Below are 25,016 nucleotides of genomic sequence, written 5' to 3'. Positions count from 1 at the left end.
AGGGCGCTATTTATGACCTTAAGCTCAGCAGAGTTAATTGCCGAGACAATTTTACAAGGCTTTGATGCGCAGTATGGCCGTTTTTTGGAAGTAACATCAAGTGCCCAGCAACGTTTTGAGGATGCTGATTGGCACGGTGTACAAGAAGCGATGAAAAAGCGAATTAATCTTTATGATCATCATGTTGATCTGGTTGTTAAACAACTTGGCCAGATGAATTTAACCGCTGAATTTAATAAGCAATTATTAGCTGAAATTAAGCAGCGATATATTAGACTGTTAGAAGATTACCCACGTTTTGAAATTGCGGAAAGTTTTTTTAATTCAGTTTATTGTCGATTATTTCAGCATTGTGATCTGACACCTGATAATTTATTTATTTTTACTTCACAGCCAGTAAATCGTTTTTGTGATACCCCACGCCCACTATCCCGCTGTTTTTCTATTCATATGGGGCTTAAAAAAACAATAGAAAATATTTTAATAGATATTCCATTCCGTCTAGCGTGGGAAGATTTACCAAGAGATGTGAATTATATAGTTAACTATCTTAAAAGGACGTTTTCTGCTGAACAATTAGCTGGCGTCAAATTTGAGATAGCAAATGAATTATTTTATCGTAATAAAGCGGCGTGGGTAGTAGGTAAAATAATGATTGGCAAAATCGTTTATCCATTTTTATTGCCAATTCATAATAATGAGCAAGGTGGTACTTATGTTGATACTTGTCTGACTAATTATAACAATGCCAGTATTATATTTGGTTTTGCCCGTTCCTATTTTATGGTGTATGTTCCATTTCCTGCTGCTTTGGTTTTTTGGTTAAGAGATATTTTACCAGGAAAGTCGATTGCCGAATTGTATATGTCAATAGGTTGTCAGAAACATGGAAAAACCGAGTATTATCGAGAATATCTAGCTTTTATAAACTTTTCACAAGAGCAGTTTATTATTGCTCCTGGCATCAAAGGGATGGTAATGCTAGTTTTTACTTCCCCTTCTTTTGGACGAGTTTTTAAAGTGATTAAAGATCGTTTTTTGCCACCAAAGCAAGTTACGCAGGAGCGTGTAAGAGCATGCTATCGGATAGTTAAAGAGCATGATCGGGTTGGTAGAATGGCGGATACCCAAGAGTTTGAAAATTTTGTTATCGCTAAAAAACATATCAGTGAAGAATTGATGGCGGAACTATGGCGTGAAATACCCTCCAAACTTCAAGATTTAGGCGATAAGATTTTGATCCGTCATCTCTATATGGAACGAAAGATGATCCCGCTAAATATTTACACCGATCAAGTTAGAGGTGAGGAATTAAAATGGATCATTGAAGATTATGGTAATGCTATCAAACAATTAGCGGCAGCAAATATTTTTCCAGGTGATATGTTGTTTAAAAATTTTGGTGTTACTCGTCATAGACGAGTGGTTTTTTACGATTATGATGAAATTTGCTATATGACTGAAATGAATTTTCGTAAAATACCAGAGCCGCTTTATCCGGAGCAAGAGATGGCTGACGAACCATGGTATAGTGTTGCTGAACATGATGTATTTCCAGAAGAGTTTCGCCATTTTCTTTGTAATGATCCAGCTATTAGAAAATATTTTGAAATGTACCATGCTGATCTATTTAGTACAGAATATTGGCAATCTTTACAAGAAAAAATATGTCAGGGGTATATAGCCGATGTTTTTGCTTATCCAGTAAAGCAAAGGTTTTGTCAACGCACCTTTTAATATAAGCAAGTATAGTTACATATATAATATAAATAGCATATCTAATTAATTCTTAAAGATTAATTAACAAATCGCTAATTTAAGAAATTTTTAATGAATAGCACCATATTCATGACTGATCTGTTTTGCTGCTTGTAAAATAGTACTACCTAATTCGTTAATGCGATCATTTGTAATTCGAGAACTCGGGCCTGAGATGGAAACAGCAGCAAAAACTTCTTGGTATTCATCATAAATACAGGCACCGATACAACGTAGGCCTAAAGCATGTTCCTGATTATCATATGAAAATCCTTTTGTGCGGATATCGCTAAAATTTTCTTCGAGCGCTGAAGGTGAAGTTAACGTATAAGGCGTGTAGGCGTGTAATTTCTGTTTTTCTAGTAAAGAAAGTCGTTGTGATTTAGGTAAAGCAGCTAATAATGCTTTGCCTGCTCCAGAAGCATGCATAGGTAATTTGCCGCCAATGGGTGCAGACATTCTCATCAAAGCATTACATTGCACTTGATCTACAATCACTGCGTCATATTTTGTCCGATCTAAGATAGCAAGATTTACTGTTTCACCAGATTTTTGCATTAATTTCCGCAAGATTGGATGCACAGTCGCTAAGAAATTACGATTTTTTAGGAAGCCACTACCAATAATGAATGCGTTTGCAGCAATGACCCATAAACCGAGCTCACCGATTTGACGTATGAAACCATGCTGTTTCAATGTTTCTAATAAGCGATGGGTTGTTGAGTTCGCAAATCCTGCTTGAATGGCTAGATCAGTCAGTGATACCCCACCTACCGAGGTAGAAATATATTTCAATAGGGTCAAACCTCGACTTAATGATTGAACTTGCGAGGCTGATGGTAAGTGATTATTAGAGGTTTTAATTTTGCGTTTGTTGTTATTTATTGTTATTTTGCTCATAGTATTAGCGCTCTCAATTAGAATAAATTTCTATTTATTATGAACGAAATAGGAATAAATTCTCATCGGAGGAGTTGATTTTTTTGTTAGGCAAAAATTTTTTACTGGACTATATTTATTCCAAAACCCTATTCTTTAGCTAAATATAATTGTTGTTGAATAATAATTAGCTAAATATTTTTTCATTAATCGATTAATAATACTAGTCAGACATAAAATAAGATATTTATGATTGTAATATAATAATTTAATTAATTTGTTTACTAAACTAGTGAGACTTGAACAGATTATTAGATAATCGTTTTCTAGTATTATTCGTATTTTAATAAGTTACTATTCTTGTTAGGGAAAATATGGTGTATTTTTATTTTATTGAAATTAATTTCTAAGAAGATGTAAATGAGTAATATAAATATCATTGATGGTATTAAAAGTTTTTTTAGTTCTACAGCTAATTCGAAAAATAAAGCAGAACAATCAGCAACAGCAAATAAATTTGATAAGTTATCTATATCCATGGAGAAATGGTGTGATCCGTCTGATAAAGATGAAATTGAGCAACATTTGCAAACTTTGTCCCATCAACAATCTATTGATAATACCGACACGGTTTATGCTAAACTATCAGCATTTATTAGGCTTGCTACATTGGCAGGTGAAACACATCGGCATGATTTTAAAATACAACTCTCTCCATATTTGGATATGTCAAGTCTTGACTCCTATAATGGTTTTAGTCAAATAACTATATCAGTAAAAGATTTACTGAATAAGGAATCTATTTGGTTTGGCGATCCGATGTATGAGTTATTTTGTGCAATGAAAGTGCCTTTAACAAATTCTTCTGAATACTTGGCTACAAAAAATAGTATGTCAGAAGAAGAGATCCATTCTTTTATGCAGCAAGAATTAGCATTGGTTATAGATAATAATGATCCGCAAAGTTTTAGGCTGCAAGGAATTGAAGACAAAAATCAAGAACGTTTAGATATCGCTAAATTTTCTTTAGAGGTACGGCAAAAACTGATGGAAAATAAGCAGTTCTTGCACTCTTTTATTATGGCAAAAATGAAATGTTTTGATTATTTTTCTGCGACTGCTTCCTCTTTATCATCAATTTTTTCTGAACTGGCTTGTCACAATTCTCTTGAAATGGCACAAAATTTGAAGGATGAATTTGATAAAGTTAGGGAGAATACCGAGCAAACCTTATTGAATTTATTTAATCAAAAGAATATAGATACAGAAAATATTATTGAACATTGTAATACTCTAATGAAGGAAATATAGTATTTATATTAGTGATTTGAATTTTTTACCAAAAAGAGCATTCATTCATGAATGTTCTTTTTAGTTTATATTTTATTTTATATTTCAGGTTATTGAACATAGCATTATCTCCATATCGTGCAGATTAATTTTTATTTTAAATAAATCCATGCAAAGTGATAATTAATGATTATTTATTACTGTGAAATTTTTTTTTATAAAAAATTGGTTTTTAAATATAAATACCATTTTATTTATATCTGTAAAATAGTTAAGCCGAGTATTTTTATTTACATGGAAATTATTTTTAAGGATATATTTATGAACATTTTTTCTGTCCGTTTTAGAAATTTTTTGCATACTCAATCTATACATATAGATAAAGCATCACAAGATTTGATGCATAATAATGATGAATTATCACAATTGTTAAAAAATTGGTTTTCATTGAATAATCAATGCATTATTGATGAAAAAATACAAGAAAAAATAGAACAAGAGATTAAACAAGAAAAATTAGATTTATATCAATCAAACAGGGATAATTCTATACCAGCGCCTAGAGTCGTTTATGAGAAGATTTTTGCCTTTATAGAGTTTGTCAAAGAAAAGAAGGTAAATTTTCAGTTAGAAATAATTAATAATAATGAAGTGACTTTTTCAGTAGGTAATCTATTTAGCCATAAATTTACTATTTTTTCTGATCCAATGATTGAATTACATAATGCATTAAAGATACCTTTAATTAATGGTTCTCAATATTTAGATATCGGTAGTAATGTAGGAAAAGAGCAGATTTTGCAATTTATGCAGGATAATGTTAAGTTGACTATTAATAATGAAAAAAAAAGAGGATTTGATATTACTGGTGTTACAGCGGGTAATCAAGAACGTTTAGGGATAGCAGAGTTTTCTTCAGATATACTAAATAACTTAGCTGAAGATAAAGAATTATTGCATACCTATATTAGGGCTAAAATGAAGTGTTTTGATTATTTTAGTAATATAATTTCATCTTTAACTGAATTCCAGCAGCAATCATTTACAGCTAATGAAGAAGAACAAGATATAGCTATGAAATTAAAACTACAATTTAATAACATGAGAAATGAAACAGAAAATTTTTTATCTTATCAGTTAAAAAAAATCCAAGCATATTTTCAGAATACTATAATATTATCATGGATAAATAATTATTTATTTCTTAACCCTCTATAAAAAGAGGGTTTTTATATTTCATTGATTATGATTAACTCAAGCGATCTAATATTTCAATTGCTCTACCAATCTTAAGAATTTTTTTAATAAATTTTTCTAATTATTTACTAATAAAAAACTCTTTTAGTAAAACAGAGTAGTATTATATTACAATTGAATTTAATTAAGATTTAAATATATTTAACTATGTAATTAAGACTATTTAAATCGCTAGATATATTAACTAAAAAAAATAAAACATTAGCATATAATAAAAACAAAATATTTTGATTATATTTTGCTATTTTCTCATTATTATTAATTGTTGGTGGCTTATCAATTTCTGATTTGATTGCATAATGTTTGAATTATTTAGAAAATTAAACGAAATTAATGGAAGGAAAGAAAAATTTCCTTTTTTATTGAGTTAGTCAGTTTTATCACCCAAAATCCAGTAGATAGTTTAGTAAATTTGGGCATAGTAATGAGTATTAGTAAATAAGGGATGTGAATAGGAATAAAATTTATTTAATCCAATTGTGTCAAGTGTGATTTTGTTTTAAAAATGTAAAAATATTATTAACATTTTCTGTTTTGTAATATAGTTTTTATCCTCGTGCTTTTTGGTTCAAATCAATATTTGGATAGTGAACTTAATGAAAAAAGAATTATTTATAACTTGCTTGATATTATTAAATTTTTCGTTGGCAAAGAGTGATGTTTTGCCACAAATTGACATGAATATAGCAATTAATACGCAATCCGTTGAACAAGAGAAAAGCGACTCGTTTGCCCAACAATTAAAAAAAGCCTCTCAAGGTGACATGAATGCGATAATGAATGTTGCAATAACTTATCTTTATGGCTCCAAAGATATACAGGAAGACATTGGGAAAGCTAATTTTTGGTTCGAAAAAGCAATTAAAAAAGGCAATAGTGATGCCTTTTATTATATGGGAGTGATTAATCAAAGAAAAAAAGATTATAAAGCTGCCATAACATGGTTGCAGCGAGGTGCAAACAAAGGTGATCCTTATGCTCAATCTGGTTTAGGTTATATGTATACTGTCGGTTTAGGGGTAGATATAGATTATAAACAAGCTAAAAATTGGTATGAAAAAGCCGCTTTGCAGCAGGATGCTTATGCTCAATTTGTTCTGGGATATTTATACCAGAATGGATTTGGTGTTAGTAAAGATTATAAGAAAGCCAGAGAGTGGTATGAGAAAAGTGCAGATTTAGGTGATTTAGGCGCATTGAATAATTTAGCCCAGATTTATGAGAAAGGCTATGGGGTCGAAAAAAATCCGGCTTATGCCATTGAATTATATCGGCGTGCAGCATATAACGGTGATGCTATTGCTCAATATAATATGGGATTTATTTATGATGATGGAGAGTATTTAGAAAAAAATAATTATCAGGCTTTTTATTGGTATAAGCGAGCGGCAGAGCAAGGACATATCGATGCCCAGTATCATCTTGCCGATTTTTATCAACATGGCTATGGAGTAGAGCAGAATGCTATTTTAGCTAGGCAGTGGTATGAGGTATTAGCGGATGCTGGTTATGCTGATGCAAGTATGAAAGTCGCTTATTATTATGAAAAAGGTATTGGTATAAAGAAAGATCTTATTAAAGCGGCGGAATTGTATCAGATCATGGCAAATAGTGGTGAAGCTGAAGCACAATACCGACTGGCGAAACTTTATTTAGTTGGCCAAGGTATTAATAAGCAACCTAAAAATGCATTTAGCTTAATGCAAAAAGCGGCACAAAAAATACCACAGGCAAAAAATCAGCTGGGACTTTTTTATTTATATGGCATAGGTACTGAAAAAAATCCACAAAAAGCCAGTGAACTGTTTTTATCTGCTGCTTATAAACAAGAGAGCGATGCACAAAATAATTTAGCGGTATTATACGCTACTGGTCAGGGAATAAGGAAAAATATTTTTCGCGCTATTATGTGGTTTGCAACTGCGGCAAAGCTTAATAATATTACTGCGAAAGAAAATCTTAAACAACTACAAACGAATTTAGTTGTGAAGTCAACAGATTTGAAATTATCAGAAAAATATGACTAAGTAACTTTTCATTGGCAAAAGTCAATTTCACTGTTTCATCCGTTATTTTAAGCGGTGATAATATCTCGGTTATTCAAAAAGATTTTTATGCAGTTTTTGAATAATCGTCTCTGCTTCTTTATCGGATACCAGAAGACAAATATTATGACTACTCGCGCCATAACAGATCATACGAATATTATAAGTTGCTAGCGCGCTAAAAATTTGACTTCCCAAACCATTTATTTGCGATAAGTTGTTACCAATAATGGCAACTAGTGCTAATCCTTTCTCAACATCTACATGGCATAATTTGGTTAATTCTGTCATTAAAGTCTCAGTTAATAGGTTGCCATTGGAGGAGGTAGAGCCGGTAGTATCCAGGGTTAAAGCGATACTAACTTCGGATGTAGTAATGAGATCAACAGAAATATGATGTTGCGATAATAGCGTGAATACCTCAGCAAGAAACCCGCGAGCGTGGAGCATTTTCAGGCTATGCAAAGTAAGGAGCGTCTGTTTGCGCCGTATCGTTAACGCTCGAAATTGAGGTAGTTTCTCGGTACTGGTACAGATATAGGTGCCCCCTTTTTCTGGCATTTGGCTTGAGCCAACAAAGACGGGTATTCCTGCTCGAATAGCGGGTAATAATGTTGATGGATGTAAGATTTTAGCGCCGAATATAGCCATTTCAGCAGCTTCGTTAAAAGTGATAGCCCTAATCGATTTGGCACTAGCAACAATACGCGGATCGGTCGTATAGATACCGGCTACATCCGTCCAGATATCAACCTGGGCAAAGGATAGCGCTTCTGCAATTAGTGCAGCAGTGTAATCACTACCACCGCGGCCTAATGTTGTTGTCCGGCCTGCCGCATCTTGGCCAATAAAGCCTTGAGTCACAATTAAGCTTTCTTGTAGCTTAGGTTGTAGATATTTATCTGCTAGTTGTTTTAATAATTGCTGGTTAGGTTCGGCTTTACCAAATTTATCGTTGGTTTTCATAATATTACGAACATCAAACCAGGTTGCGCTTATGCCATCCTGGCGTAGAATTTCAACAAATAGGTAGCTTGACATCAGTTCACCATAGCTAACAATTTCATCAATCTGTCGGGCACTAAGTGGATATTGTGTTGTAACCTCAGATAAACTGGTGAGTCTTGCTAATAAATGATCAATGGTTGGTTGAATGTTAGAGGGGTTACCTAGACAATTAATTATCGAGTATTGGCGCTGACGAATTTGTTTTAATAGTGCTTTACGTCTATTGTCATTACACGCTTCAGTAAGTTTGAGCAATAGATTGGTAATGTCTGCTGAAGCTGAAAGTACAACAATCCGCACATTTTTATTTGTGATAACGATATCCGCACTTTTACACATGGTATCAAAATTAGCGACACTGGTACCGCCAAACTTGGCAACAATAAATTTTTTATTTGCGGAGGTGGTGGAAACTGCGCGCATAATGCTATCTCCATGTATTTGAATGGCGAGCAATTAATCTACCATTATCGGGTTATTGCCTGAAGGTCAATTTATTTTTAGCAAAATCAATAATTTTTATAATGCCAAGAAGATTATCAATTTTATCAATATTCGATCAATGAAGAGCGGATGCAATTAAATTAACCAGCGGATGGCATTAAAAGAAGTTAAATTGATAAGGCGAATGAGTTACTATCCAATCATTGGTAGTTGTAAATCTGATTTGAAGAAAGATAGAGAGTATTTCAATGGAAAACATTAATCCAAGTCTAACAGCAGCATGGCGCGAATTAGAACAACATTATCAGACAGTAAAAGATATCCATCTGCGTGATCTTTTTGTTAATGATGCTGACCGTTTTGCTAAGTTTTCACTCACTTTTAATAACCAGATCTTGGTTGATTTTTCTAAAAATCGTATAACTGATGATACATTGCGTAAATTACTGGATTTAGCAAAAGAAACAAAATTAAGTACAGCAATTAGCAGCATGTTCTCTGGCGAGAAAATCAATAGAACTGAAGATAGAGCCGTTTTGCATATTGCTTTACGTAATCGTAGCAATAGCCCAGTAAAGCTTGATGGTGTTGATATTATGCCACAAGTTAATGCTGTGTTAGATAAAATGCGTTGTTTCAGTGAGCGTGTCATTAATGGTGATTGGAAAGGATACACTGGTCAGGCAATAACAGATGTTGTTAATATCGGTATTGGTGGTTCTGATCTTGGCCCATATATGGTGACAGAAGCACTTAGACCTTACAAAAATCATTTAAATATGCATTTTGTTTCCAATATAGATGGCAGTCATATTGCTGAAACATTGCAAAGAATTAAACCAGAAACAACATTATTTTTGATTGCCTCTAAAACGTTTACCACCCAGGAGACAATGACTAATGCTTTGACTGCCCGAAAATGGTTTTTAGATGTTGCGGAGGATGAGAGTCAGATCGCAAAACATTTTGTTGCTTTATCAACCAATGAACAACAAGTGGCTAAATTCGGCATCGATACCCAAAATATGTTTGAATTCTGGGATTGGGTTGGCGGTCGTTACTCATTGTGGTCTGCTATTGGCCTCTCGATTGTGCTCTCCATCGGATTTAATAATTTTGAGCAATTACTAAGTGGCGCTCATGCAATGGATTGCCATTTTGCTGAGACGGCTTTTGAGCATAATATTCCGGTAATATTAGCGTTAATTGGTATTTGGTATAATAATTTTTTTGCTACAGAGACCGAGGCCATTTTACCTTATGATCAATATTTACATCGATTTGCCGCTTATTTTCAACAAGGCAATATGGAGTCAAATGGTAAATATGTAGATCGTAATGGCGAAAAAGTGAGTTATCAAACGGGGCCTATTATTTGGGGTGAACCAGGAACTAATGGTCAGCATGCCTTTTATCAGTTGATCCATCAAGGTACCAAACTTATTCCTTGTGATTTCATTGCACCTGCGATTAGTCATAATCCATTAAGTGATCACCATAATAAATTAATGTCTAATTTTTTTGCCCAAACAGAAGCGTTAGCATTTGGCAAAAATCGGCTGGAAGTAGACGAAGAATTTAAAGCTGCAGGCCAAGATCCGGCTAAAATGGCTTATGTTGCACTTTATAAAGTTTTCCAAGGTAATCGCCCAACTAACTCTATTCTTGTTAATCAAATTACGCCATATACGTTAGGCGCTTTGATTGCGATGTATGAACACAAGATCTTTGTGCAAGGTGCTATATTGAATATTTTTAGTTTTGACCAATGGGGCGTTGAACTTGGTAAGCAATTAGCTGGCCGTATTCTACCTGAATTGGCAACTCAGGCTAAAATTGATAGTCATGATACTTCTACTAATGGGTTGATTAATTGTTTTAAAACGTGGCGTCAATAATTTTTACCAAAGCCTGTAACAACAGGTTTTGTTTATAGTAAATAAACTGCCAGATAGATCACTTCTTGCTAATATAAAGATTGCAAAATTAATAAAAATTTTGCAATCAGAGATAACTTTTTATATAAATTAGCAGATCCTATCATTTCATTCATTATTAGCATGATATCTTCTATTTTTAATTTCAAGATAGAATGAGAGAAGTATTCTATGGGCGTAGCTGTAAAAATAAGCCATATAAATAATCAGTCACTTTTTTGCAATCAACCGATTAAGTGGTTTGCGGCGCAAGAAATTAACATACCGGATCCAATATATAATTGGTTAACCGAATTAGATTCGATGACTCAACGTCTGGCACGCTATTGTCAGCAAGTCACCGTAAAACCTTATCAAGAAGGTTTTATTCTATTAGATAGTCAGAACGAAGAAGCTCAACTTTTGCCTAATAGTCAACGCTATTGGTTACGTGAAGTCGTGCTTTTTGGTGATGGTTGCCCATGGTTATATGGGCGGACAGTGATACCAGAAGAGACATTAACGGGTCCAGAACGCAAATTAATAAATTTAGGCAATGTGCCATTAGGGCACCATTTATTTAGTGGAAATAATTTAACTCGTGATTATATTAATTTAGGTATACAGAATAATTGTTGGGTAAGGCGTTCGTTGTTAAGGTTATCGGCTAAACCTTTACTATTAACAGAGCTTTTTTTGCCAGATTCACCTATCTATACAAAATAATAAGGAGACTAATAGATTGGCAGGGCAAATGACGTTGAAATTGAATAAATGGCGCGCCTATTCTCGCTTAATGCGTATTGATAAACCGATAGGTATTTTACTATTACTATGGCCTACTTATTGGGCATTATGGTTAGCAAGCCGAGGGTTACCAGATCTTTTTATTTTGTTAGTTTTTACTGCGGGTGTATTTTTAATGCGTGCCGCTGGGTGTGTTATTAATGATTTTGCGGATAGAAAATTTGATGGTTATGTTGCAAGAACCAGAGAGCGTCCTCTGCCAAATGGTGATGTAACAGAAAAAGAAGCTAAGACACTATTTTTATCATTGATCATTATTGCATTTATATTGGTATTGACCTTAAATAAGATGACAATTTGTTTATCAGTGATTGGGTTGTTATTAGCTTGGATTTATCCATTTATCAAACGATTTAGCCATTTTCCCCAGATTGTTCTAGGTGCTGCGTTTGGTTGGTCTATTCCAATGGCATATGCAGCAGTTAGTGAGTCCTTACCTTTGGAGTGTTGGTTATTATTTCTGGTTAATATCATTTGGTCTGTTATTTATGATACCCAGTATGCCATGGTTGATCGCAATGATGATATAAAAATCGGGATAAAATCAACCGCAATTATTTTTGCTCATTTTGATAAATTGATTATTGGTATTTTACAATTTGCTATGGTACTGGTGTTATTTTATATAGGGAAACAGCTAGATTTTGGGGTGCCTTATTATACTAGTTTGATATTTGTGTTAGGCTTATTTATCCATCAACAAAAACTCATTGCCAATCGTCAACCAGCATTATGTTTTAAAGCATTTATGAATAACAATTATGTGGGGTTGGTTTTATTTCTTGGCATCTTATTAAATTATTTTTAATTATAAAAAAGGATAATCTCGAGTGATTATCCTAAGTGATTTTGGTCGATTTCAATCTAAATTCGTTTTACGTTACTATATTGATATAAAGATGATTTATTCAGGCAATGGCTCATGAGTAACGTGTTTGACTCCTTCAATGGTTAAACAAACCTCAGGAGATATTAACTTAGCGATAATTCGATAAAGTCGTTGTACATTCGCGCTGATAATCGCATCGCCTTCTCTATTAATATAACCTTCTTGTTTTAATGTATTTACCAAAGTGGAGAAAACTGCTTTATCAAAGAATTCGGGTGCGTTGATACCATGCAGTACAGATAGACGTTGAGCGAGAATACGGCTCTCTTTTTCTAGTATTCCTCGACTAATTTCAGGGATTGTACTAAGTAGAGAAAGTGTAATTGCATAGCGCTGTAGCGTTTCTTTAATACCAGCAGCTAAAAGCTGGAGAGGGCGAATACGAGCAGGATTGATAGTTACAAAACCTTCTGCTGTTAATAGTATTAGTTGCTGACGTGCCAATTCATCCAACAGAATATCGATCGATTCAGGCAATTCTTCCATGCTATATCGCATGAAGAGTTCTGCTTTTAGGAATGGATAGATAAGTGCAACTTGATAACCAATTTCCTGACGTTGAACATTTTCATTATGTAATACGATATTGGCTACCAAAGAAGGTAAAACCAATAAATGCATAATATTATTTCGATAATAAGTCATCAATACTGCATTTTCACGTGGTAATACGACAATATCGCCCATACTGTCATGCTCAACTTCAAACTTATCCAATTCCAATGCGTCTTCTAACAACTGCTCGGCAGTTTTATTAGGTGTTGTGCTATCATCACTATAAGGCACATTCCTTAATAGTTGAAGGTAACATTCTATTTGTTCAATCAGTTGTTCTCGGGTTAATGCACGCTGGCGTGAGGCTAATAAAACCGTTGAACATAAATTGACTGCATTAGCGGCAGCGGCGTTGTTAATTCTAACCATGATTTTATAAGCTAGCCGAGTCACGGTTGAATTTAGCCATGTTGGACGTTGGGGTTCAATGGCGTCGATAGATTGACGCCATTCGGGAACATGTTTATGTAAATATTGTGTTAGTGCAATCGGTTGACCAAAATTAACATAGCCTTGTCCTAGGTTACGCAATTTACGTAGACCTTTTAACATTGAGAAAAACCCTTCTTTCTCTTTTGCTGCACCTTTTAGTTCCTTAGCATAAGTAGCAACTTCCAATACATGCTCATAACCGATGTAAATAGGGACAATTGTAATTGGACGGGAATCACCTCTTAGCATTGCTTGTAGGGTCATTGACAGCGTGCCAGTCTTTGGTTCCAGTAGTCGGCCTGTGCGAGAGCGGCCGCCTTCAACAAAATATTCAATTGAATAACCACGTGCAAACAGTTCACTGAGATACTCGCGAAATATGGTGGAGTAAAGTTTATTACCTTTGAAAGAGCGGCGAATGAAAAAAGCACCTAAGTGACGAAAAATTGGACCAGCAGGCCAGAAATTAAGATTGATACCTGCGGCAATATGAGGAGGAACTAAACCTTGATGATAAAGTACGTAAGAAAGTAATAGGTAATCCATGTGACTACGATGAGAAGGAATATAGACAATTTCATGGCCATCTTGCGCTAATTGGCGTACACGCTCGGCATGTTGTACATTAATTCCTTGATAGAGTCTATTCCATGTCCAACTCAGTACGCGATCAGTAATACGGATCGCTTCATAGGAAAAATTAGCGGCAATTTCTTCCATCATGGCAATCGCATTATGTTTTGCCTTCTCAAGTGAGATTTTTTTTGCTTTTACTTCATCTTCAACTGCTTTTTCAATCGCTTTTGAAGTTAACAGCTTATTGAATAGATCGTGGCGAACAGGGAGTTTGGGGCCAACTGCTGCTAATCGTTGCCGTGAATAGTGAATGCGGGCGACCCGAGCAAGTTTGTTGGCAATAATTTTATCCGTACCATATTCCCTAGCCATTTGGCGTAAAGAGACAGTAGGTGAAAAACGAACAAAACTGTCACGTCCTAACCAGATAACGGCAAAGAATTTTTGAATACCATTAAGTAGACGTAATGGTGGTGCTGGGGAGTGGCCTTCTCGACCAGGCGCTCGACCGAACATCACTGATACGGGTAGCATCTGAATGTTTAGTTCGGGATTATGGCAATGAAGATCAAGATAAGCCGTAAATGTTTTTACTGAATCTTTACGTGGATCTGGCGAATAATAACGAAAGACACGTGGGCCATCATCAATAAAGACATAAGCAGGTAATTTAATTTCGTCTATTTCAATCGGATCGAGTGGATCAGGTAAGCCAATAGAACAGCATTGTTGACGTAACGTCAATAAGTCCGTTTTAGAATGATAAGGTAATACATATAGAAAAGGACGTGTCGTATCAAGACGCAATTCTTTAATTGGATCTGCTGGTATGAGTTTACTTTTTACCAATAATTTCATTGGTAAATCTAATAGATTATAGTAAATTTTACGCCAAAATGACATAGGTGAGCGATAGCCTCTTATTAGAATCCTACCCAAGCATATCAGAAATAGTAATTAATATCTGTTTAAAAGATAATAATTATACTAAATCCCATATATAACTGTATCTAGAGAGTAAATTTTATGGCAAACCAAACAACGGGACTAGCCCGAATTATTAAAGCAACAGGTTATTCGCTGAAAGGGTTAAAATCAGCTTGGAAGAGTGAAGCGGCTTTTAGACAAGAAGCAATTATGGTGGTTATCGCCATTATTGTGGCTTTTTTCCTTGATGTGCAATGGATTGAACGGTTATTACTTATAAGTTCAGTAGTATTAATAGTCATTGTTGAATTATTAAATAGTGCGATTGAAGCAGTGGTTGATAGGATTGGTACAGAATTACATGAACTTTCTGGTAAAGCAAAAGATATAGGCTCAGCGGCTGTTTTTGTTTCAATTTGGTTAGCTATTTTTATTTGGGCAGTTGTGATTGGTAATCATTATTTCGTGAGCCAGTTATAAAAAATAGGGTTTTACACATTTATCAGTTTAAAATCTTCATATAACTGTATATACTTACAGTGACAATGTGCGAATGCCAATAATAGGGGGCGAAATGAAAGAATTAACGTTGAGGCAGCAGCAGGTCTATGATCTGGTGCGTGAACACATTTCGCAAACGGGTATGCCTCCCACACGCGCTGAGATTGCTTCAAGTTTAGGTTTTCGTTCACCAAATGCAGCAGAGGAACATTTAAAGGCATTGGCGCGTAAAGGCGTTATTGAAATTGTTTCTGGTGCTTCTCGCGGTATCCGGCTACTACAAGAAGAAAATGAGGATGAAGGATTACCACTTATAGGTCGGGTTGCGGCGGGAGAGCCATTACTTGCCCAAGAGCATATCGAAAGCCACTATCGGATTGATGCCACTATTTTTAGACCTAGTGCTGATTTTTTATTACGTGTTAATGGTATGTCCATGAAAAACATTGGAATTATCGATGGTGATTTACTCGCTGTACATAAAACACAGCAGGTACATAATGGGCAAATTGTTGTTGCACGTATTGATGATGAAGTGACGGTTAAACGCTTTAAGCAAGCGGGTAGTAAAGTCGAATTAATTGCTGAAAATCCTGAATTTGAGCCAATTATTGTGGATTTGCGGACACAAAACTTAACTATTGAAGGGCTTGCTGTTGGTATTATTCGTAATAGTGATTTATTTTAATCATTTTACATATAATTAATTTTTAAGTAAATTCAGTTTAATTTATTGAGTACAATATTATTATTTTCTAATTTTGTTTGATTTGTAATTAATTGGTATTAAGTAAGTTATTTTAAATTTTATTGATTATTTAATAAAGGCCGGTTGGATGAACAACTGGCCTTTGTATCTCTATTTAACCCTAGTAATGCAGAGCTTTAACACGATTTTTTCTCGATTTTGTAGCAAGGTGAGCATAGCCCATGGCTTTCAACAACGGTATGGGATAACTGGAAACCAGTCTGTTTGGCTAATTTTATAATAGCGGTTTCTACTGTCTGACCATTACTTTCGGCAACACTGCCGCAACTGTCACAAATTAACATAACTGAAGTATGTTTAGGATCCTCAAAATGATGACAAATAACATAGCTATTTGTTGATTCTATTTTGTGAATAAATCCTTGTTCTAAGAGAAATTCTAGGCCACGATAAATGGTGGGTGGTTTAGCTTGAGGTTCAGAAATTCTAAGTAGGTCCAGCAAATCATAAGCACTAATAGCACAAGGTTGGGCTGCTATAAGGCGCAATACCTCTTCTCTTTGTGGCGTTAAACGTACATTACGCGCTTGACATATTTTCTTTGCTTGGGACAATATTTTTTCCTGATCTTGCTTTGTCATGAATTATCCTAATGTGAAGATCATTATAATAATGATATTATCATATTTATACTTTTTGTTATCTACCATAGTTCTAAAATAAATAATATCTTTTACTATTTTCTAATAATGTTTTTTTTATTTTCTATTGTTAGAAACGGATACTTAATTGGAAAATGGAATGGTATTGTGAGTAGTAATTAAGATGATTAATTTCAACTAGCTAGTGGAATTAATATAAATTATTTCTGCTTATATTGAGAGCTATAAAATTGATAACGAGTTTTACTTGCGATCAGATCTTCCTCTTTACTGAGATTCCTATCACAAATCTATTATATTATTTTTTTATAACTGATAATTATCAGTAACATTTTATATATTGCCTGATTTTTTAACGGAGTTTTTAATGAGTGATACCAAAAAAATACACCATGTTTTTATACTTATGGGGGTATCTGGTAGTGGTAAATCTGCAGTTGCGAGTGGGATCGCTCAGAAAACAGGAGCAGCGTTTTTAGATGGTGATTTTTTGCATCCTCGCGCCAATATTAAAAAGATGTCGGATGGCCATGCTTTGAATGATTCTGATCGACTGCCTTGGCTTAAGGCATTGAGTGATGCTATTTTTGCTATGCAAAGAACAAATAGTGTTTCTTTAATTGTTTGTTCCGCTTTGAAAAGAAAATATCGAGATATTTTAAGAAACGGAAACCAACATCTGTCATTTCTTTATCTTGAAGGAGACTTTCAGTTAATAGAAGGCCGATTAAAAAAGCGTAAAAATCATTTTTTCAAACCAAATATGTTAGTCTCTCAGTTTGACACTTTAGAAGTACCTAGTAATGATGAAAAAGATGTGTATGTCATCGATATTAAGCCACCATTAATTGAGGTTATTGATAATACAGTAAAATTAATTGATGAAATTATTACTAAGGAAAATAGATGAACACGCCTATACCTGAAACATTAAATATGCTGATGTTGACATTGACTGCATCAGGCGCTGTCTTTTTATTGTTGTTTCTGGTTATGTATGCAAGATTACATGCTTTCATTGCATTGATGGTGGTTTCTATTTTAGCGGGACTGTTTTCTGGCATGCCAGTTAAAAAAATTATAGAAACAATGCAGGAAGGTATGGCAGGAACATTAGGATTCTTGGCAATTGTCGTGGCTTTGGGCGCAATGTTTGGACGAATACTCCATGAAACGGGCGCATTAGAGCAAATCGCGATCAAATTAATTACTTGTTTTGGTGAAAAACGAACTAATTTAGCCATTGGTATTACAGGTTTGATTTGTGCATTGCCACTTTTTTTTGATGTCGCAATCGTATTATTAATTGGTATTGTTTTCACCATTACTAACCGTTTAGGGGGCAATGTTGTTAAAACAGCTATCCCACTTTTTGCCGGTGTAGCTGCTGCTGCTGCATTTTTACTTCCGGGCCCAACGCCAATGTTAGTTGCATCTCAGATGAATGCTGATTTTGGTTGGATGATTTTGATTGGCATATGCGCAGCTATTCCTGCAATGCTTATCGCCGGGCCATTATTTGGTAATCTTATTAGCCAGCATGTTTTTATTGCGTTACCTGAAAACTATCAAGGTAATGAGAACAGAAAAGGCAAAATGCCGAGTTTTATGTTCAGCTTATTAATCGTACTATTTCCTTTAGCGTTGGTAGGATTGAAAACATTAAGTAATTATTTTTTGGTTAAAGATTCTATTGCAGAGCAATGGTTAGAATTTATTGGCCACCCATTTATAGCATTGCTGTTAGCTTGTTTATTGGCTATCTACGGGTTAGGGTTTCGCTATGGTATGAATAGAGAAAAAGTGATGGAGATCTGCTCAGCAGCGATTCAACCGGCAGGAATTATTTTACTCATTACAGGCGCCGGGGGCGTTTTTAAGCAAATTTTAGTAAATTCAGGTGTTGGGCCAGTATTAGGTAATGCGTTAATGAATACAGGTTTACCAATCGCATTGGCATGTTTTGTCTTAGCGGGTGCTGTACGTATTATTCAAGGTTCAGCGACAGTAGCTTGTTTAACAACTATTGGACTTATATTACCCGTTATTAGTGAGTTTGGCTATTCTGGCGCTCAATTAGCCGCTTTGGCAGTTTGTATTTCTGGCGGATCAGTTGTATTAAGTCACGTAAATGACTCTGGATTTTGGTTATTTAGTAAATTTACTGGTGCTACTGAGGCACAAACATTAAAAACTTGGACTTTAATGGAAACCATTTTAGGGACAGTTGGTGCGATTGTAGGGATGCTATTTTTTGTTTTTCTTTGAAGTTAGTAAATAAAATGGATTTTAAATGATGCTATTCTGGTAGCGATCAGTGTGTTTATGTTAAAAAATAATAAAATCCATACACGATAAATGTATGGATTTTATTTTTAGGAATTATTACAGCAAAGTCGATCAAATATGCTTTGGCATATTCTGTTGAACTTGGGTGATTAATTCTTCGTTACTTGAGAACATCTGTTGTAAATAACGATTATATTCTCTTCCAAGTTGTGAGTAATTTTTCAGATGATCAATTAATACACTGGTATTTAATGAATTCTGAGTTCTACGTTGCTGTGCGCGTGAATTGCGTAATAATTGATATGCGTTATTGGTATTTAAATTTCTTAAGTATGCATTGACAGATGCATCTACAGATGAATATACCGCATAGCCTTTGATGGTACCTTTGCTATAGGTACACTTACGACCGCATTTCATGCCAAACAAGTTATTATTTTTCTGTGCTAAGCCAGAAGCTCCCCAACCTGATTCTGTTGCTGCTTGGGTAACAACAAAATGGGTAGGAATAATATCCACACGACTTAGTAGATTGTTCCAGTTTAAGCTAGCAGGTGAACTGCATTGTATATTGTAACTGGTGCAAATCTGATTTAGTCGTTGTTTATCAGCGGCGTTCCAACTTTTATTGTAACGCTTGGATAATAACCACTGGCGATCTTGCATGATCTTGTAGTTATATTTTTCAATTATTGGGACAATTGCTTTTAAAAACGCTTTCTTGCGAGCCGCTCCTGATGGATATTTTCGCATGTCAGGCAGACGGGTTAGTTCTTTTGTCTGCACAGGTTTGTGATAATACTCATTTAGAGACAAACTCGTACTGGTTGATGAATAACTAAAACTAGTTGATAACAATAACATCAAGAAAGCGAAGACGGCGTTAGTCCTCATCGTTCGAGAGGGCATGGCGCTTCTCCTCGTTTCAAGTTGAACAAAAATTGCACAAATCCTAGCAAATAAATTTAACAAGTGCTACTTATTATTAGCCATTTATTAGTTATATTTTAGTTTTTATTTGTTAATTTTAATGAAAAATTATTTCATTGTTATTTTACAATAAGTTAAATTTTTATAAGCTTTAATATAGTTAAATTTATTTAATCAATTACTTGGGGGACTACTCTATTTTTAGCCAAAATTAATGATTTTATTGCTGCTCTAATTCCAAATTATCGCGAATTTCAGTAAATTTCGCTATTTGTGGAAAATCTTCACGCGTCCAATAACCATTTTTAGCGGGTAATACAGTAGAAAATTTTGTTGGCCACAATTGTAGTTGCGCAAATTGGGCTAACTTATAGTGCTTATAATTCTGAGGAAGTGACAGTTTGTGCCCGTATTGGATATTTTTTGGTGGTATAACTGGCATACGAGTACTACTGGTTTCATAATCTCGTTTCAGGAGCAAAAATTTTTCAGGGACATGCATTTTGCTATTCCACCATAAACTATCGACTTGATCGAACATTTGTTGAGTTTCGTTTTTAGCGTATGCACCTAATTCTTTTAATGCTAATGGTAATGTTTTAGCCATGCCAGCACTAAATTGTGAAACTGAACTTGCTTGACCTTGTAAAATCAGTGTCAAGGCAATACGAGCACCTAACAGGTTGGAATAGAGATCTTCAGGTGAAAAAGCGGAAATGCCTTCAGAAAAACCAGGTACCGATTCATAGCCATAACTTTGAGCAATTTCATGCCAGGCAGCTAATTCAAACGCTAATTCAGCAGCGAGATAAGCACTTAATGTATAACGTTCAATATAGGAGGTTAATTGTTTAGACGTAAAAAGTTGTATTTTTCTGGCAGCTAATTCATCATCCAGTTCAATTTGATAATTTTCTCCCAGATGAGCAAAAATTTCAGTAAAAAGATATAGGGTATAATCTGCGGTATCTTTTACATGGGCAATGTCAATAAAACCTCCTTTTTCAGTATAAATAAGGCCTAATTTTTCTTTACTAAGTCCGCTAAGTGCAGTCAAAGTTCCCCAAAAGCTATCATTGTAATGATGTTCACCTAGTTTGTTTGCTTCAACAATATTATCAATTCGATAGAAAGGGATTGGTATTTGCCACAGTTTAACTTTGAGGTTATAGCCAAAAGCACAACAAGGTCTTAAGCCTTGCGGTGGTGTTATTGATTGCATAACAGGCCAAACCCTGTGTGCTTCTTCGTCAGTTTCTGTTTTGAGTACTGGCTGTATGGTTATTGAAGTTGTCGTATTTTCTTTACAACTGATTAAGAAAATGCAAAAACTGATGATCTGAATAAATAATTTCAAATTCAACCTCCAATTTTTCACATACAGTAATCCATTCTGTTTAGCTGAATTATCTTTTTTAAAGATTGATGGTATAAGCCAGAAGTACATAAATCAATCAACTTAATTAGTAATGTTATTTTATTTAAAAACGTAATTCGCCCGAGATATAAAAACTATTGCGATTATTAAATCCTACTTCAGATAAAATATTAAAGTGACGAGTAATTTCTATTCTAGCGCCAATCGTGCTATTCCATTTATGTGCTAGATGTTGTTTAACATCAAATTTCATATTAGGATCATCAAGCAATTTAACTAAGCTGGCGAATTCCTCGGGTAGATTCAGGTTACTAATATTACCTTTAAAGCGTTGAGTTATATCCTGGTACATTGCACCTAACCATACTTGTACTTTGGTATTACCTTGACCTGATAATAAAGGCTGAAAAGTGAACTCGTAGCCGATGCGCGGCGTGATAACTAACGCACTGATATCGCCGTCTAAAATATCAAGGTTAGTGCGCGTATAATTAGTATCTAAGGTAGCAAAGAATTGCTTATAGCCACCGGCAAGAACAACGCCACCACCGTAGGTTTTTCCTTCAAAATCTAACACGAAAGGCATATTTCGTGCAAAATCTAGTTCTGCGTCCCCCAAATAAACGCCTGCCAATTTGGTTTTCGAGGAACCTTTGGTTTTGCCGTAAACGCCATATATATTTAAAAAAGGTAATACCCAAGTATCTAATTTTAACATATGGGATTCATTTTTCTCGCGGGTATGGCCGGCATTTATTGTTATTAAATCAGAAAATCCTGGGTATTTTGGTGAGATAAAATTAATTTTATCTACAACTACGTCCTGACGTAGGTTCATATAGCCATAACCAATACCAAATGGTTCAGGTAGAACATAACCGCGAGCTCGTGCTTCATTACCCCAAATTGGCAAAATACGGGACTCACTTTGTACCGCTGGCCGGGATAGATCATCATCTCGTTGCTGCTGATAAGAGGTCTCATTTACCGTGATTGATAATAATGGCAGCTCTTGTGCAAAACTCGAGTATGGGAGAGTAAGAGTCGTTATTAGTAACAATAATTTATAAAGGTGAATAAATTTCATTGATTAAAGACACCATTTAATATGTAAAATGTTTAAAAGTAGAGTAGCAATCAGGAATAGCTTGCTTTGATTAAGTAGAGTGACGCAGCTATATTGTTATTTATTAAATATTTTGTTAGTCACATTGCATATCCTATAAATTTGTAGAAATATAAATTATTGTCGAATAATTTTTAATTATGGTCAGTTTTTGTAGTTAAAAGCATTCAGATTATATTTTCAATATAGAAAATCAAATTATTCTATTTTTTCATGAAAATCCTATAAATTTTTTTTATGAAAAAATATAACTCTGATTGAGAGGCTATAGTCATATCAAAATTAACTTGTATTTATAATTATCTATTTTTTAAATTTTAATTAACTAAAACATATAAAACTTGTTTAAATGTGCCATGATTATGTGAATAAATCGTATGATGATTTGTTTCATCAGGTGATTGTAGTAGAAATTCGATTTTTTAGTGGCTAATATGTAAATATTTTTTTTGAAATTATTTTAATAAATGTTATTTAGAAGCTTTTTAGTTAGACTCAAGGCAAACAATTATTTGAATTCATTAAAAAATAACAGAATCAGCCGTGTATCAATTCTATCGATTGCTTAATTAGTTATCTTTTTGATAATTACCATGGTTACTTTTAGTAGTGGGAGCATATTTTTAATATAAGATGTCTTTAACTTATCTAATATTGGATGCTTTACCTTGCTTTTTTATAGTAGAAATTTTATCGATTTAGTTCTGTTTACTATAAAAATAATTGCTTTTTATTGCATGGAAAGCTTTTTTTTATTTTAAATTATCTTATTTATATTATTGTTAATTTATTTGGCTAATTTTAAATTATTGAGAGTGAGTGTTGACGTGGCTGACTAGAATAAATGCGTTTATTTATTTTGATGAGTAGTTTTTTACTATTATTTTTAAAAAGATAGATACTCTTTGAACTTATGATATCAAAGAGTATGAATCAAAATTTAAACTGCTAAATGGAACGCAAAACAATAATGCCTGGTCGTGAGCGAATATAATCGAGTAAAGGTATATCAACAACTTTCATATTTTTTGCGAGAGATGATGCATTCCGATAATAAATTTGGTTTCCTTTTTTAATAACCATGCCGACATGAGAAACATCTAAGCCATCCAGCTTTGAATAAATTCCTATGTAATCTCCAGTTTCTAATTTTTGTAATGTGTGTGAGTTTACTCTGTCTGATGGAATATAATTAATTTTGCGCTCGATGATGTTTAAATTAGGAATAAATTTGCTCCCATCGGATTTAAGATTGAGATGTTTGGTTACGGTGATATAGTTATCACTTATTTTATTCGTAATATCATTGGCATTTTGTGGAGAATTAGCAAACCAATCAGAGAAGAAATGCTTTCTTTTTAAGTAACTAACATTGCTATCTATATAGCGTGTTTTTTTCAGATTTTCTAAAAATGTTTGTTTGTTGGTTGAGTGACTAATGGCTTGTATGTAATCAAGTAAAGTGAAACAATCAACACCATTGAAATTGACAACGAGCTCTTCTGGTATAATAGGTGAGCCAATAAGTGTATTAGCCTTATAAGGCGTATCTAGGAAAGATGCTGATATTTCATTTAATAGATTGCTTCTTCCAGCATGTTGACTAGGAATAACTTTGGTCGAGATTATTTTATCCAATTCTTGTTCCGTTTTTTTATCAATTTCTATGTTATAGGCTACAGTGTGGCTGGATAAAATTAAAGTTAAGAACAAAACTATGGATTTGAGCATACAACTCCCTTATTGCCATACTATGGAACATAAATGATATCAGATTTTTATAAAATTGATAAAAATATTGTTTTATTTGATTAATAACTTTTAGTTTTATTATATAACTTTATGATATAAAAAATAATGAAATAATATAAAATTTTATTTATATAAAATTAATTAACAATATGATTTTATTTAAAATGATATTTTTGTTATAACCAATCTTAGTTACTTTTATATATCAGTTATTTTATATCTATTTTCATTATTGTTAGTTGATTAAAAGAGATAAAATAATAAATAGGATCAATTTTAAGAATATTGATTATTAGCGATAGATAAGATTGAGTTTGTATTTAGCTATGATTTTATATTACTATATTGATTTTTATAGTTAACGGTTCATTTTATAAAATTTAAGAATGTTAGAAAAAATACTTTTATATTAATTGAATAAATGATTGTGTAATTATTATTTATATAATGTGATGATTGTACAATTAATAGTATATCGATAATTATTAATGTAATTTGGTATGTTTTTATAAAACCATCGAATTGCTGTTTAATAGATAACTCATTAGAAAAGCTCACTTTTTGTGATTATAAGTGACGATATTATAGGTTAAGTATTGTTAATGTATGTTTATTAATGAGTTATTAAATGATAATAATCTTAGCTATACTATAGGTGAAAAATTTTATTATGATACGATAACTGTGTACTAAATATCATATTTTTTATATTGCAGGTTGTTAATTGAAAATGATTGGATAAAATTTCACATTAAGACATTGAAAATAAAATAACTATTATACTATTAAGATTGATCATTTGTTAGTCAAGAGGTGGTAAATTGTAGTTGATTTTTCTATATTAAGAAGAGTAAATAATGACGTTATTTATTATTTAGACTAAGTC

Annotated in this window: 19 protein-coding genes; 11 read left to right on the top strand and 8 right to left on the bottom strand. The window is 33.5% G+C overall.

Going from position 1 to position 25,016, the window contains the following annotated elements:
• The first annotated feature begins 12 nt into the window (after positions 1 to 12).
• Positions 13 to 1,737 (top strand): bifunctional isocitrate dehydrogenase kinase/phosphatase, encoded by a 1,725-nt coding sequence (gene aceK / locus QE177_RS13210; RefSeq protein WP_280550339.1) that lies wholly within the window; start codon positions 13 to 15, stop codon positions 1,735 to 1,737.
• Positions 1,738 to 1,827: 90 nt separating this feature from the next.
• Here the strand turns inward: aceK and iclR are convergent, their stop codons facing one another.
• Positions 1,828 to 2,658, bottom strand: coding sequence for a glyoxylate bypass operon transcriptional repressor IclR (gene iclR, locus QE177_RS13205; protein ID WP_280550338.1), 831 nt, complete (start codon positions 2,656 to 2,658; stop codon positions 1,828 to 1,830).
• A 399-nt stretch (positions 2,659 to 3,057) separates the two neighbouring features.
• On the opposite strand from iclR, the gene QE177_RS13200 reads away from it, so the two are divergent.
• The 3 genes from QE177_RS13200 (at position 3,058) to QE177_RS13190 (ending at position 7,211) form a co-directional block, all read left to right on the top strand.
• On the top strand, positions 3,058 to 3,948 hold the full coding sequence (locus tag QE177_RS13200; protein WP_280550337.1) for a hypothetical protein: 891 nt from the start codon (positions 3,058 to 3,060) through the stop codon (positions 3,946 to 3,948).
• A 300-nt stretch (positions 3,949 to 4,248) separates the two neighbouring features.
• Positions 4,249 to 5,145 carry a hypothetical protein gene (locus QE177_RS13195; RefSeq protein WP_280550336.1) on the top strand — a complete coding sequence of 299 codons (897 nt, stop codon included), beginning with the start codon at positions 4,249 to 4,251 and terminating at the stop codon, positions 5,143 to 5,145.
• Positions 5,146 to 5,780: 635 nt separating this feature from the next.
• Complete coding sequence (locus tag QE177_RS13190) at positions 5,781 to 7,211, top strand: tetratricopeptide repeat protein (RefSeq protein ID WP_280550335.1); 1,431 nt, start codon at positions 5,781 to 5,783, stop codon at positions 7,209 to 7,211.
• Between the two features lie 69 nt (positions 7,212 to 7,280).
• On the opposite strand, the gene lysC is transcribed toward QE177_RS13190, so the two are convergent.
• Positions 7,281 to 8,660 (bottom strand): lysine-sensitive aspartokinase 3, encoded by a 1,380-nt coding sequence (gene lysC / locus QE177_RS13185; RefSeq protein ID WP_280550334.1) that lies wholly within the window; start codon positions 8,658 to 8,660, stop codon positions 7,281 to 7,283.
• A 269-nt stretch (positions 8,661 to 8,929) separates the two neighbouring features.
• Here lysC and pgi point away from each other — a divergent pair, with 269 nt between their 5' ends.
• The 3 genes from pgi (at position 8,930) to ubiA (ending at position 12,212) form a co-directional block, all read left to right on the top strand.
• Positions 8,930 to 10,579, top strand: coding sequence for a glucose-6-phosphate isomerase (gene pgi, locus QE177_RS13180; RefSeq protein ID WP_280550333.1), 1,650 nt, complete (start codon positions 8,930 to 8,932; stop codon positions 10,577 to 10,579).
• 210 nt (positions 10,580 to 10,789) lie between these two features.
• On the top strand, positions 10,790 to 11,323 hold the full coding sequence (gene ubiC, locus QE177_RS13175) for a chorismate lyase (RefSeq protein ID WP_280550332.1): 534 nt from the start codon (positions 10,790 to 10,792) through the stop codon (positions 11,321 to 11,323).
• 34 nt (positions 11,324 to 11,357) lie between these two features.
• The gene (gene ubiA / locus QE177_RS13170) at positions 11,358 to 12,212 is read left to right on the top strand and encodes a 4-hydroxybenzoate octaprenyltransferase (RefSeq protein ID WP_280552288.1); all 855 of its coding nucleotides are present in this window, start codon (positions 11,358 to 11,360) and stop codon (positions 12,210 to 12,212) included.
• Positions 12,213 to 12,308: 96 nt separating this feature from the next.
• Here the strand turns inward: ubiA and plsB are convergent, their stop codons facing one another.
• A complete protein-coding gene (gene plsB, locus QE177_RS13165; protein WP_280550331.1) occupies positions 12,309 to 14,759 on the bottom strand; it encodes a glycerol-3-phosphate 1-O-acyltransferase PlsB in 2,451 nt (816 codons plus the stop codon).
• 123 nt (positions 14,760 to 14,882) lie between these two features.
• Here plsB and QE177_RS13160 point away from each other — a divergent pair, with 123 nt between their 5' ends.
• Together QE177_RS13160 and lexA are read left to right on the top strand one after the other, a co-directional pair.
• A complete protein-coding gene (locus QE177_RS13160; protein WP_280550330.1) occupies positions 14,883 to 15,263 on the top strand; it encodes a diacylglycerol kinase in 381 nt (126 codons plus the stop codon).
• 94 nt (positions 15,264 to 15,357) lie between these two features.
• On the top strand, positions 15,358 to 15,972 hold the full coding sequence (lexA, locus tag QE177_RS13155; protein ID WP_280550329.1) for a transcriptional repressor LexA: 615 nt from the start codon (positions 15,358 to 15,360) through the stop codon (positions 15,970 to 15,972).
• Between the two features lie 197 nt (positions 15,973 to 16,169).
• On the opposite strand, the gene zur is transcribed toward lexA, so the two are convergent.
• Positions 16,170 to 16,634 carry a zinc uptake transcriptional repressor Zur gene (gene zur, locus QE177_RS13150; RefSeq protein WP_280550328.1) on the bottom strand — a complete coding sequence of 155 codons (465 nt, stop codon included), beginning with the start codon at positions 16,632 to 16,634 and terminating at the stop codon, positions 16,170 to 16,172.
• 388 nt (positions 16,635 to 17,022) lie between these two features.
• Here zur and gntK point away from each other — a divergent pair, with 388 nt between their 5' ends.
• A complete protein-coding gene (gene gntK / locus QE177_RS13145; RefSeq protein WP_280550327.1) occupies positions 17,023 to 17,565 on the top strand; it encodes a gluconokinase in 543 nt (180 codons plus the stop codon).
• Positions 17,562 to 18,923, top strand: coding sequence for a gluconate transporter (gntU, locus tag QE177_RS13140; protein WP_280550326.1), 1,362 nt, complete (start codon positions 17,562 to 17,564; stop codon positions 18,921 to 18,923). Before gntK ends, gntU begins: the two co-directional genes overlap by 4 nt.
• A 132-nt stretch (positions 18,924 to 19,055) precedes the next feature.
• On the opposite strand, the gene QE177_RS13135 is transcribed toward gntU, so the two are convergent.
• The 4 genes from QE177_RS13135 to QE177_RS13120 form a co-directional block, all read right to left on the bottom strand.
• Positions 19,056 to 19,853, bottom strand: a complete 798-nt coding sequence (locus QE177_RS13135) for a protein bax (RefSeq protein ID WP_280550325.1) — start codon at positions 19,851 to 19,853, stop codon at positions 19,056 to 19,058.
• A 241-nt stretch (positions 19,854 to 20,094) separates the two neighbouring features.
• Positions 20,095 to 21,231, bottom strand: coding sequence for a DUF4056 domain-containing protein (locus QE177_RS13130; RefSeq protein ID WP_280550324.1), 1,137 nt, complete (start codon positions 21,229 to 21,231; stop codon positions 20,095 to 20,097).
• A 124-nt stretch (positions 21,232 to 21,355) separates the two neighbouring features.
• A complete protein-coding gene (locus QE177_RS13125) occupies positions 21,356 to 22,339 on the bottom strand; it encodes a hypothetical protein (RefSeq protein ID WP_280550323.1) in 984 nt (327 codons plus the stop codon).
• Between the two features lie 987 nt (positions 22,340 to 23,326).
• Positions 23,327 to 24,109 (bottom strand): DUF1460 domain-containing protein, encoded by a 783-nt coding sequence (locus QE177_RS13120; protein WP_280550322.1) that lies wholly within the window; start codon positions 24,107 to 24,109, stop codon positions 23,327 to 23,329.
• Between the last annotated feature and the right edge of the window lie 907 nt (positions 24,110 to 25,016).

Source organism: Arsenophonus sp. aPb (assembly GCF_029873475.1).
Lineage (GTDB): Bacteria > Pseudomonadota > Gammaproteobacteria > Enterobacterales > Enterobacteriaceae > Arsenophonus.
This window is presented reverse-complemented; position numbering and strand designations above follow the sequence as displayed.